Here is a 12994-nt window from a genome sequence, read left to right on the forward strand (position 1 = left end):
ATCAAACCAGATTATTTTGAATAAAACTTTTTTCGTGAAAGCTAAATTCGAAAAAATAATATTAAGCTAAACATAAAAAGGTAAAAAGCTATGAGTGAAGCAAAAGTTGTCATTGCTGATGATCATCCATTATTTAGAGCTGCATTAAAGCAAGCTGTTGGTCATTGTTTACCTTTTGCCAAAACAGCTGAAGCATCAAGTTTTGAGGAATTACTATACGTCATCGATGCTTCTCCTTCATTAGAAATTGTTTTTCTTGATTTACATATGCCTGGCAATGATGGTTTTACGGGTTTGACGCAACTACAAAATAATCATCCTGATCTTATTGTGATTATGGTCTCTTCTGATGAAAATCCTGACATTATGCAAAAAGCTATTCACTTTGGTGCTGCAGCTTTTATTCCTAAATCAGCTGATCTAACCACAATCTCAACAGCGGTAAACTGTGTGCTAGAAGGTGATTCTTGGTTACCAGAAGAAATGAACAATTTAGCCGATTCTGAGCAAGCAAAAGCACATAAGCAACTAGCCCAGCAATTAACAAAACTTACACCACAACAATATACCGTATTAGCTTTAGTGGCTGATGGACAACTCAATAAACAAATAGCAGGTATTTTAGATATAAAAGAAAATACCGTGAAAAAACATGTCTCTGCAATATTATTGCAACTTGGTGTTAATAACCGTACTCAGGCAGGGTTAGCCTATCAACAACTCATGCTCGCACCGCAAACTACAAGTGAAGTGTTAGCAAGCTAAACCTTCAAGTTATGTACTTATCATTTAAAGCTGCCACAGGTAATGGTTTATCAAAATAATATCCTTGAATTAAATCACATTGATAAGAACGCAGTAAGTCAAACTGTTCTTTTGTCTCAACCCCCTCTGCTACTGTGGTTAAATCATAAAATTGCCCAATGGCAATAATTGTTTTCACTAAAGACTCGGTCTGATTATTTACCAATACTTTATCGATAAAAGAGCGATCTATCTTGATTTCATTTAAGGGTAAATTACCTAAATAACGTAAAGACGAATAACCTGTACCAAAATCATCTAATGACAGTTTTATACCCAGCGTGCGTAGCTCAATTAAAATAGGTTGTATCTTGTTTAAATCAGAGATGAGAATATTTTCAGTGATTTCTAAAGTGATTAAACTAGCATCAAAATCTAATGAGGTGATAGTTTTCGATAAGTGGGGTAAAAATTCAGGCTCTATCAACTGTTTCGGTGATATATTAATAGATAATTGAATCGCAGAAATACTGTTATTATTGAACTGTTTAATATCGCTAATAGCTTGTTCAATAACAAAGCAACCTATTTCAAAGATCATGCCTATATCTTCTGCGGTTTGTATGAATTCATCCGGAGAAACTGGGCCAAGGGTTTTATTATTCCATCGAACTAAGGCTTCAACGCTCGCTATTTTACTCGTTTTCACGCAAATTTGTGGTTGATAATTTAGTGATAATTCTTTCTCAAGCAACGCAAGTCGCAACTCTGACTCAATTAAAAAGTCTCGTTTAACTTGCTCATCTATTTGCTGATTAAAGAATAAGGAACGGCCTTTTTGCAACGATTTAGATTTATAAAGTACGATATCGGCTTTACTGATAAGATCCTCGGCGACTGTACCATCACTCGGATACATTGCCACACCTACACTACACGTTGAATAAATAGATTTTCCTTGTATTACAAACTCTTGTTTGAATAAAGCTTGAATCGCTTTGACTTTTTGTTTTGCTTCTTCATTGCTTTGAATCAATGGAAAACAAAATATAAACTCATCACCACCAAAACGTGCAACACTATCATGCTGTGACAGTATTTTCGGGAATTTTTCACCGAGTACTGCTAATAAACTATCCCCTACAGAATGGCCATGTAGATCATTAATTTTTTTAAAATCATCTAAATCGACAAACATCAAAGCTAGCTGTAGGTTTGATTTATCACTCAGTGCTATACCTTGTTTTATTTGCTCATTTAACATCACTCTATTAGGGAGTTTCGTTAAGGAGTCGTGCAGTGCTTGATATTGAGACTCCACTCTAATTTTATTAAGTTCAGTAAAATCTGCATTGATTTTATCTTCATACAAAGTAAAGCGACGCGCTAAATACTTTGTTAAAAGCAGCGATAATATAATGATAAATAAGGTAACTACAGAGCTTAACCCTAACAAGGTGTATAGCTCTTGTTTATGGTGTTCTTCAATCAGTTTTGAACGCTTTGCTAAATACTCTTGAGTTTCACTGATATAAAAGCCTGTACCAATGACCCACTGCCAATCAGCAAGTCCAACAACAAAACTAATTTTTTCTGCTGGCTTCCCAGTACTTGGCATTAAGGGGCTAGTGTATCGTATATAACTTTCACCTTGTTGAGCTACTTTAATTATTCTTTGTAAGGTTTCGGTATTTTTAGCATTAGTGACTCGATCGACGTTTGTATCTAGCAGCTCTTTATTATAATGAGCAAGAATTTTTCCTTGATAGTCCAGAAGGAAAATATAGCCATTTTCACCAAATCGAATATTTCTAATTCTTTTTATTAGTCTTTGTTTAATATCACTTTCAACATCAACAATATAATCTCCCGTGCCAATAAACCAATCATAAGGGGCGAAGTATTTGCCAAATCCTATTTTTTCGTATTCCTTGGTTTTATCGTCAGGTTTTACAAACCACCAATGATAGAATGCCTCACCATGTTTTTTAGCAAGTCGACCTAAATCCCGCACAATATAATTGCCACGAATATCTTGAAGGTTTGCTTTTGAGGTGCCTTCCATGTGCGGTAGTATCGGGTGCATAATACTCGCACCAGCAGTACTATAGATGAAAAAATACCCCCGACCATCATTAAAACGAATGCTTCGTAATGCATCTGTTATTAATTTTCTTACCTCAGCTTCTGGCTTATTTTTATTGTTGTTGTAAATCGTTGTCGCAATAGCATGAGCTTGTTGGATCTGATTATTAATGGTCGTTTTTAGGGTATTAACAGTGCTATTTTTTTCATAAATAATTTGTTGAGTAATTTGTTTTACTTGGGTTTTAATGGATTCTTTTTCTGAATTAATAAAGTCTTGTTCAAGGGTATGAATATCTGAGGAAAGCTGAGCTTTGTTATAATTTACCACGATAAAAATTGCTAATAGTGCAAATACAGTTATTAATACAGTAGGTATAACCCTAATGAGCCTTAATAACTTTTTATCATGAACCATTTGTATTTGCATTTATCAACTCAATAATGGCCTAATTAACTTTAGTAAAATCCTCGACAGTCTATGAGATAAGCCCATCGAATAATAAGTTAAGCAGAGTATTCCTAAATTTAACTAATGATATACGAAAAAAAGCGGGCTTACTTTGTATTTCCCTAATAATTAAAGGTTTATTGATCTAACTCTCTAAAACTTGTCTCATTAACTTCTTCAACGCTAATGCCTTAATGGGTTTACGCATAAAAAAGAAATTAGCTTTACTGGTGTGCTCTCTTACTTCTTCAGATGGATCTGCTGAACATATAATACATGGAGCATGCCACTGATTAGCTGCTAAGGTTTTTTGAACTAAATCGACACCATTTTTATCATGATCTAAATGGTAATCTGAAATGATTAAAGCTGGAATAAAATCTCTAAAGCTGCCCTCAGTTGCTAAAGCCTTATTAAGGGAAGACTCATCTTTTGCCGTGAGTACATCACTGCCCCAATCTAATAACTGTGTTTTCATCGCCGTTAACATCAGCTCTTCATTATCAATCAATAGTATAGGTAAATGGGTAAATTCACTTTGTTGTTTGTGCTTAGCAAGCTGATTAGTTTGAGTAGTATTTTGTCCAAAGGACTGATGGACAATGACACGAGGCACAGAAATACTAAAACAAGCTCCCTTATGCTCTATTGATTGTAGCGAAATAGATGAGTCTAACAATTTTGCTATACGCTCTGAAATAGCCAAACCTAGCCCTAAACCTGAAGTTTCCTGTGCTTGAGTTAATCGTTCAAACTCTTTAAAAATAGTTTGCTGTTTATCTTTCGCAATACCTGGACCATTATCCCAAACCTGTATATCTACTTGCTCACCGCGGCGTTTCACCCCTAAAACAATTTTGCCTTGTTTGTTTTTCTGCGGGCAATAATTCAAGGCATTAGATAAAAAGTTTTGTATGACTCGCCTAAGCATTCGCTGATCGCTTTCAATAAAACATTCACTTTCAATATAACTGAAATCAATATTAGCTTGCGCACATAATACGGAAAACTCTTTGCTTAATGGCGCCAGTAACTCCTTCACGGCAAAACTTCGCTTTTCAACTTTTTCGGTATTGGCATCGAGTCGAGAAATTTCAACTAAATCAGAAAGCAAGGTTTCTGCGGCACTAAGAGAGTTTTGAATGTTTGTTGCAAGCTCTTGCAGCTCTCCCCCTTGTACTTTCTTATTGAGCATATTGGTAAATAACGATAAAGCGTTGAATGGCTGCATTAAGTCATGACTTGCTGCGGCTAAAAATTTAGTTTTGCTGGTGTTAGCGGCTTCAGCCTCGGCTTTTGCTTGCGATAAAGCAATGGTTCTTTCCTGAACACGTTGTTCTAGACTCTCGTTAGCTTTTTGTAGTGTTTTTTCAGCTTCGATATGCGCTGTGATATCAGAAAAAGTACTAACAAAACCGCCACCAGGCATGGCTTGACCTCGTATTTCTATTACAATTCCACTGGGCATCAAACGCTGAAAATAGTGACTATGCCCCGCCTGCATATGCGCAACTCGACGTGCTATTAAATGCGCTACCTGCTCTTCACTGCCTTGATGCTGTGCGCTAGCATTTCCCCTGCTATCACTGATAATGCCACGTTCAATATTAAATCGTATTAGTTCACTTATTGGCTTACCCGCCATAACTAAGTGCGACGGATAATCAAGTAATTCAATATAACGTTGATTCCATGCTACCAAGCGCATATCAGCATCAATTACACTTATGCCTTGTTCTATATTCTCAACGCCCGCTTGTAAAAGCTCGCGATTAAACTCAAATAATTTACTGGCTTCATCAACAATATTTACCACATCTTCCAAAGGCATTGCTTGCTGCTTTGAAGCTGCTTTCATAACCATACGAGTTGAAGCAGAGCCAAGAACACTCGACAATTGCAAGCGTGTGTAATCAAGCAAACTCTCGCTTGCATCTTGTTCTTTCCTGCTTTTTTTCTTTATCGATTTATCTTGGCTAGCATCGATTTTTAACAATTTGTCTGCCGCAGCTTTATTCACAAATCTTACGAGTAATTGGTATAAGTCCTTTTTGCTAAGCTGCTGCTCAAAATGACTATTTTGTTTGTTTATAAACAGCTCTGCTTGAAGCTTTTCACCTAAACTGCGATGAGAAACAAATGAAATAATAATTAAACAACAGGTATTAGCGAATAAACTAACAAATAAGCCATGGCTTAATTCACCAAAAATATTAATACCAAACAATGCCGTAGGCTTTAACCAGCTGTGGTTAAATGGTCCATAAGTAAGCCATTCTGCATTAGGCCACAATGCGGGTACTAGTAAGGTGTAAAACCAGAAAGCACTGCCGACTATCAAGCCCCACAATGCGGCTTTTTTAGTCGCTTTTCGCCAATATAACGCACCAACAAGCAAGGGAAATAACTGAGCTAATAAAACGAACGAGAGCAAGCCTATGGCCGCTAAATGGCTTTGTTGATCGATAATACGCTCAAAGGCTAAAGCAAAAAGCAGCAGCAGCGCGATAGATATACGGCGAATATTAAGCAATAAACTGGGGACCGGCGTGTTAATCCGTGAAATAACTTGGTTATATTTAAGTAAAACAGGGTTAACGACCTCTGTTGCCACCATCGTACTTAACACAATAGTAGCAACGATGATCATACTCGTTGCCGCCGCCAAACCACCAATATAAGCCAAACCAGCTAACCAAGCTTGCTGATAAAATAACGGAATAGTAAGAACAAAAGTGTCTGCATCAACACTTCCACCAGGAAATAACACTTGCCCCGCTAAAGCAATAGGCAGTACAAACAGGTTAATTAAAATAAGGTAAAGCGGATAAAGCCAACGAGCCGTTTTTAATTCCGTTTCGTTATGGTTTTCAATCATCAACATATGAAACTGCTGAGGTAAAATGAATACCGTAACAATACCGAGTATTGCTTGAGCTATAGCAAAGTAAGTTTGGTTATTAACCGGCTCAGGCTGTGAATTTCTTGCGATATTTGCACCATGGTTTAGTAAGTCATGTAAACCATCGTACAAATAAAACGTCGCAAAAATACCAATTGCGGTCAGGGCAAATAATTTGATGATTGAACTAAAAGCAATGGCTAAAACCAAGCCTTTATTTTGTTTATTAACGGCAACCTGCCTAGCACCAAATAAAATACTAAACACAATTAAAACAAATGTTACCACGAACGTTGTGCTAATGCCGGACTGATAAGAACCAGTTAACAAATCAAAACTTTTACTAATTGCCCTTAGTTGTAATGCGATATAAGGAATCGTTCCCAGCAAGGCAACCAATGTGACACAAGCTGCAACATAAGGAGATCTGTCGTAACGACAAGCAATAAAGTCAGCAATTGAAGTTAGATTTAATTGTTTGGTAATGCGTAAAATTCGCAACAACATAGGCCATGCGATGACAAACGCCAATATAGTGCCAATATAAATAGGCGCGAGCCAAGCACCTGTTGCAGCAGCTTGGCCAACAGTACCATAAAATGCCCAAGACGAGCAGCTAACACCAATAGATAAACCATACACCCATGGGCGATTCAACCAACGACTCTGACTATGTTTTTGTCCCCAATAAGCAACACTGAAAAGTAAAAGCAAATAAGCTAAGGAAACAACAGAAATTAGCCAAGTATCTAGAGAAAGCCAAGCGAGCAACGATAAATCCTCATGTTTTTAATTGAGCTTAACATAACAAGCAAAGGTTAGTACTGCACGAAGGTAGTACATCAAAACTTTTATCATTACGTTAAGGTTATTACATGTGTTATTTGGGTAAAAAGTTATCTATGAAGTTGAATAAAATACAAAATAAATATGTGGTTGCTGTACTTGTGTTCTTAAGTTACACCTTATTCGCTATGGCTTGGGTGGGTGGCACTGCCAGCATGAACCAAATTATGGCCGCGATGAATATTGATAGTTTAGCTTCTGCTAGCTTTATTAGTGGTGCAGTCACTTTAGCGAAAATAGTGGGCACTTTTGCCGCGGCTTGGGTGGCGTTAAAGTTCGGTGTGAAATACGCATTTTTGATTTCAGGACTCCTTATTTCTATCGGTTTATTAACCCCGTTTGCTCCAAATTATGAGCTGTTATTGCTGAGTCGCTTTTTAATGGGTCTTGGCGGCGCATTAATGATTGTTTATTTCAACCCCATTGTTATGGCTTGGTTTGAGCCAGAAGAGCGCCCGACGATTAATGGTATTAATGCTGTATCCTTTAATGTGGGTACAGGGATTATCTTATGGCAAATGGGCGCATTCAACACTTTAACAGGAGGCTGGCAAAACAGCTTAGTACTGTTTTCATTAGCGAGCATAGTGTTGTGTGGCATTTGGTTGATGGTAGAAAATAAAGACAAAAAAGAAAGCACCGTAAACTCAGATACTACTGAAGAAGCATCAAATTATTCTTACATTGACGGATTAAAAGATAAATTCAATTGGCAATACGCCCTGACCTACTCAGGTATTTTAACTTTCTATATCTGTTTATTTACCTTCTACCCTAAAGCAGGCATTAGCCAAAGTGCGCTCGTTATTGGTTCAGGTATAATAGGAACTTTAGCGGGTATAGTGTTTAGTAAAAAAATAACCGCCAGATTACCGGTAATACGCTGGTCTGGACTTATCATAACCCTTACTGTGATAGGCCTGTCTTTTAGCACCTCTGAACTAATACAAACTAGCTCGGCAATGTTGTTAGGGTTCTTTATCTTTTTCCCTATTACTGCACTGGTGACAATTCCACATGAACTCCCAAGTATGACAGGTAAAAAAATCACCGTTATTTTCAGCTTATTTTATTCAATAAGTTATTTAGCTGGTACTTTAATCTTATGGGTTTTCGGTAAACTTGTGGACTTAAATCAAGGTGATTACACCTATTCATTTATCTTAATTAGCATTGTCAGCAGCACTTTTTTCTTTGGTAGCTTCTTTTTGCCTGAAACAAACCAACTTGAAACGACGACAACTAAAGGAAGTGTGCCATGCGAGGAATAGTTTCTAATAAGCTAACCGACTTTCTTTATCAAGTAGCTGATTCAGCAAGCACGGCAATTGCACAGGGCGTTGAGCTGACCCCACAATTAGTTAGAGCAAATTTAGATAAATTATCAGCCTTAATTGGTGAAGGGCCTGCACTTAAATATGTTAAAAAAACGTCCTTGTCTACACCTGAAAATACTGAAATTAAAGTAAACATTTACAGCCCAGCGCCAAAAGAAACACTACCTGTGGTTTTGCATTTTCATGGCGGTGGCCATATGGCAGGTAGTATTGCCTTATACGACAGTATCAGCCGAAAAATTGCTAAAGCTGGTCATTGTATCGTCATAGCGGTGGAGTACCGCTTAGCGCCTGAGCACCTTTACCCTAAAGGCATTGACGATTGCCAATACATCTCAGCTAATTATCAACAGTTACTGTCAGAGCTTGCCTTTAATGAACAACTCATTATCGTAGGAGATAGCGCAGGCGGAGCAATTTGCACAACGTTAGCCAGTAATAACCGACATAGCAATACCATTAATATCAACAAACAAATACTCATCTATCCCAGCGTTGACTACACCATGAGTTGTAAATCTGTTGAAGAAAATGGCAGTGGATTTTTACTCGAAAAAAGCAAAATACAATGGTATTTCAATCATTACTTTCAAGAAAGTCAATCAAGAGAAGCTGCTTCCCCGTTATTTATGCCCATAGATAAACACCTACCGAAAACGTTAATTTTTACTGCAGGGTGTGATCCTTTAAGAGATGAAGGTGTTGTGTATAAATATGCACTTATCGCAGAAGGTGTTTGTGTTGAGCACCACCAATTTGATGACATGATTCATGCCTACATGCTACTTGACGCTTTGGTGCAGGACGAATGCGAAAAAACATATCAATTAATTGGTGAGTTTATTAAAAAATAGCATTCATTAAAAAGTAACCGCTAACAAAAAGGCCATATCATTTTTCAATGATATGGCCTTTTCTTTACTTTAATTCACTATCGCAAAACATTACTAAGCCTCACTAAATTCAAGAAAACAATTATATTTTATCTAACTCAGTTAATACTTCAGTCGCGGCCCTAAATGCCTCTTGTGCTGCTGGTGCTCCACAATACACAGCACTGTGTAATAACACTTCTCTTATTTCTTCAACTGTTGCACCATTATTTATTGCCCCACGAACATGACCTTTAAGCTCTTGCGATGCTTTAAGTGCTGCCAACATGGCAACGGTAACTAAACTGCGAGTTTTCAACGAAATTCCATCACGTTGCCATGTAGAGCCCCAACCATGAGCATTAATGTAATCTTGCACGGGGCGTGTAAAGTCATTTGCATTGTTTAAGGCATTATCAACAAACTTATCACCCATTACTTGCCTACGTACCGTTTCACCTTGAATCTTTGTCATGAGAATCTCTTAACATTTACTTTTCTGCCATTATCTCTGAGCTAAGCTAGCATAGCTTAGCTCGAATTAACTATTTAGTTGCTTAATGGTCATTATTGCGCAGTCCATGCACCATCCATAGGTAAAGCAGATCCTGTAATACTACGGGCGCTATCACTGCATAAAAATAAAATAAACTCACCAATTTGGCGCGGGTTCATCATTTCTGGAAGCGGTTGCTTTGCTGTCACTAATTTATACTTAGCTTGTTCAAAGGTTACATCTTGCTGCTCTGCAATATTGCCTATTTGAGTGTTTATCAATGGGGTATCAACCCAGCCAGGACAAATAGAGTTTACTGTTACGCCATGCTCTGCGCATTCAAGTGCAACCACTTTAGTTAAACCAACAATCCCGTGTTTGGCCGCGACATAAGCGGCCTTATGGATAGAGCCAACCAACCCATGCACTGAAGCAATATTAATGATCCTCCCCCAGCCATTAGCTTTCATACGGGGTAGTGATTGCTGAATAGTATGAAACGCTGCCGATAGGTTAATAGCAATAATCATATCCCATTTATTGGTTGGAAAAGTATCAACTGCCTCGGTATGTTGCAACCCAGCATTATTCACTAATATATCCACTGCGCCCATGTGTGTTACGGCCTTAGTCATTAAGGTTTCAATCGCTTCTGGCTCCATTAAATTGGCACCATCAAATAATGTCTTAACATTATATTTTTCGGCAAATTCTGCTGCTAATGCGATACCTTCAGCTTCTGGTAACAAGCCATGTAAAACTAAATTAATTCCCTGCTCTGCCAGAACATGAGCCGTTGCTAAACCTATACCACTGGTTGAGCCCGTAATTAACGCTGTTTTGCCGTTTAACATAGTAAATCCTATATGAATGGCAACAAACAAAGCTGCGCCAAAGTTATCAATATTGCTATCACTTTAGCGTAAATAGTCGGATTTTTAATTGGCACCTTAGTGCCATAAAGTCGGAAGAGGTTACTTATTGCTTAATAGATTAGGAGGATTTAATTCATACCTTTACAGTGTTTTTCACAAAACAACCAAGCCACTGCATATAAACATTGTGAGCACAAAATGTATCTTATTTTGTGAAAGATGGAATATTTCCTTCTTTCACACATTGATTAGTTAACCTCATCTCGGGATAAAAAACTAGCTAGCTATTTGAAATGTAAGTGAATTTATATAAATCATTACTCTAGCTTTACAGTTTTTCTTAATACAAGACAAATTAGTGGGCCAATAGCTAGTCTATTTCAAACTAAAAGAAACTTCACATTTGATGAACTTTTAGGTGTTCAAAAGAATATCGATGCTGATATATCCCCTGATAGAGCTAAATAAACTGAATAAAGCAATGCATGATTATATGGCAGCTACTTTTGTAATTCGTATTGCCAAAAAAAAGCCTGATAATTAATCAGGCTTTAAGTGTTAAAAGTTTAGCTCAAGTAAGCGTAAACAATTTACTTAGTATTATTCATTAACTTTATGTTGATTCAAAACCCATTCAGTTAATAAGCGAACACCATAACCTGTACCGCCCACAGGCACTTCACCTTTAGCAGAAGAAGCTAACGCATTACCTGCCATATCAATATGGATCCAAGGTGTATCGCCAGCAAATTGTTGTAAGAAAGTTGCTGCAGTCGTTGCGCTAGGACCTCCTTTACCTGTGTTTCGTAAATCGGCAATTGTGCTCTTCAACCTGTCTTTATAACCAAGTGGTAAACGCCAGACTGGCTCATTAACCGCTTTACCTGCCATAGTTATCTCAGTAACTAATTGTTCGTTGTCACTGAATATACCACCTAACTCAGTACCAAGCGCACGATATTTACCGCCCGTAAGGGTTGCGATATCGACTAAAACACTTGGTTTATAATGTTTACGGGCATACCACATAGCATCAATCAGTACTAAACGACCTTCAGCGTCGGTATGAGTAATTTCAACAGACAGCCCCTCTGCAGTTCTAACAACATCGCCGGGTGCCTGCGCTTTCTCAGATACCATATTAGCCGCCACACCCATTACTGCGACAACGTTAACTTCAGCTTTCATTTTAGCAAGCGCTTTCACTGTACCAAGTGCGGCCGCAGCACCTGCCATATCAGATTTCATGCGTACAATGCTTTCAGAGGTTTTGATTTGATAACCGCCAGAATCAAAGGTGATCCCTTTACCTGCAATGGCAATTGGTGCGTCATTACTTCCTTCATAATGAGCAACAATTAAACGAGAGCCCTCTGAACTGCCTCTGCCAACGCCTTCTAAAGCGTTCATACCAAGCTTTTTAATTTCTTTGGGAGTTAACACTGTTACTTTTACGCCAAGTTTTTCAAGCTTTTTAGCTTCTGCGGCAAAATCAACAGCAGTCAATTCAGTCGGTACTTCATTGGTTAAATCACGTGCTAAGAAAATACCCGATTCAATATGCTCAAGCTTACCATAGGCTGATTTTGATGCTGATTTATCTGCTACATCAAAGGTATATGTTTTTTCTTGATATTTTTCTTTCTTGTATTTGTCGTAATTGTACGCGCGAAGGTTTATTCCATGCGCTAGCAATGAAACTTGCTTGGCATCAAAATGCTCAGCCGCAACTGACACATCATTAATATGCTTGCTAGTCAATTTACCAGCAATATTGCCACCCAGCTTAGTTAACTTAGCCTTTGATAATGGCTCATCACCAATGCCCACAATAAGCACACGATCATAGTTCATCTTATTTGGCGCAAGTACTTCAGTAAATGAATTATAGCCACCATCAAACTTATTAGCAGTTAAAGCGCGAGAGAGTTGTCCTTCGGTTTTTTTATCAAATTTAACAAAGTCAGTTGAATTGGCTTTACCTTTGAATACAACAAGCGTATCTGATTTACTGCTTAGTTTTTCGTTAAAATGAAATGTTTCTGCAAGCACAGGTTGAGAGATGGCTACTGCCATCAATACTGATGATAGCTTGGTGAGTTTTGCTTTCATGAATGGTTTTCCTAAGAATTTAATTAAATTTGATGATCATAATAAATATAACGAGTTAACAGGATAATGGTAAGTTATTTGGTCGTGTTAAACAGTTATTTTGTCGGTATTTTATGAAGATTGAAGTATACACACTAATAACTATATTTGTTAATGCCCCACATTAACCCGTTTATTGTTTTCTAATTCTTTTGAAACAAAATTAATGCATGCTTTAGTAGGAAGAATTGCCAAGAAAGATAACGAATACCAAGCATCGAATGAAAAGCAGCGA

Annotated in this window: 8 protein-coding genes; 3 read left to right on the forward strand and 5 right to left on the reverse strand. The window is 37.6% G+C overall.

Annotated elements, in window-relative coordinates; translation table 11 throughout:
- Positions 1–90: 90 nt before the first annotated feature.
- Positions 91–765 (forward strand): response regulator transcription factor, encoded by a 675-nt coding sequence (locus EPA86_RS10840; protein WP_140603475.1) that lies wholly within the window; start codon positions 91–93, stop codon positions 763–765.
- Between the two features lie 4 nt (positions 766–769).
- Here EPA86_RS10840 and EPA86_RS10845 read toward each other — a convergent pair whose 3' ends face one another.
- Positions 770–3259 (reverse strand): bifunctional diguanylate cyclase/phosphodiesterase, encoded by a 2490-nt coding sequence (locus tag EPA86_RS10845; protein ID WP_246058364.1) that lies wholly within the window; start codon positions 3257–3259, stop codon positions 770–772.
- A 166-nt stretch (positions 3260–3425) separates the two neighbouring features.
- Entirely contained in the window at positions 3426–6953 is a 3528-nt protein-coding gene (locus EPA86_RS10850) for a PAS domain-containing hybrid sensor histidine kinase/response regulator (RefSeq protein ID WP_140603476.1), read from the reverse strand.
- A 131-nt stretch (positions 6954–7084) separates the two neighbouring features.
- Between EPA86_RS10850 and EPA86_RS10855 the strand changes: the two genes are divergently transcribed.
- Together EPA86_RS10855 and EPA86_RS10860 are read left to right on the forward strand one after the other, a co-directional pair.
- Positions 7085–8299: an MFS transporter gene (locus tag EPA86_RS10855; protein WP_140603478.1), complete on the forward strand. Its 1215-nt coding sequence runs from the start codon at positions 7085–7087 to the stop codon at positions 8297–8299.
- Entirely contained in the window at positions 8287–9219 is a 933-nt protein-coding gene (locus EPA86_RS10860) for an alpha/beta hydrolase (protein WP_140603480.1), read from the forward strand. The genes EPA86_RS10855 and EPA86_RS10860 overlap by 13 nt, the downstream gene beginning before the upstream one ends.
- 121 nt (positions 9220–9340) lie before the next feature.
- Here EPA86_RS10860 and EPA86_RS10865 read toward each other — a convergent pair whose 3' ends face one another.
- The 3 genes from EPA86_RS10865 to EPA86_RS10875 all read right to left on the reverse strand — a co-directional run bounded on the left by EPA86_RS10865 (position 9341) and on the right by EPA86_RS10875 (position 12720).
- A complete protein-coding gene (locus EPA86_RS10865; protein WP_140603482.1) occupies positions 9341–9712 on the reverse strand; it encodes a carboxymuconolactone decarboxylase family protein in 372 nt (123 codons plus the stop codon).
- A 92-nt stretch (positions 9713–9804) separates the two neighbouring features.
- Positions 9805–10587, reverse strand: coding sequence for a 3-hydroxybutyrate dehydrogenase (locus EPA86_RS10870; RefSeq protein ID WP_140603484.1), 783 nt, complete (start codon positions 10585–10587; stop codon positions 9805–9807).
- Between the two features lie 621 nt (positions 10588–11208).
- Complete coding sequence (locus EPA86_RS10875) at positions 11209–12720, reverse strand: leucyl aminopeptidase family protein (protein WP_140603486.1); 1512 nt, start codon at positions 12718–12720, stop codon at positions 11209–11211.
- Positions 12721–12994: the final 274 nt, after the last annotated feature.

Origin of the sequence: Litorilituus lipolyticus, from assembly GCF_006439335.1 — a bacterium.
Taxonomy (GTDB): Bacteria; Pseudomonadota; Gammaproteobacteria; order Enterobacterales; family Alteromonadaceae; genus Colwellia; species Colwellia lipolytica.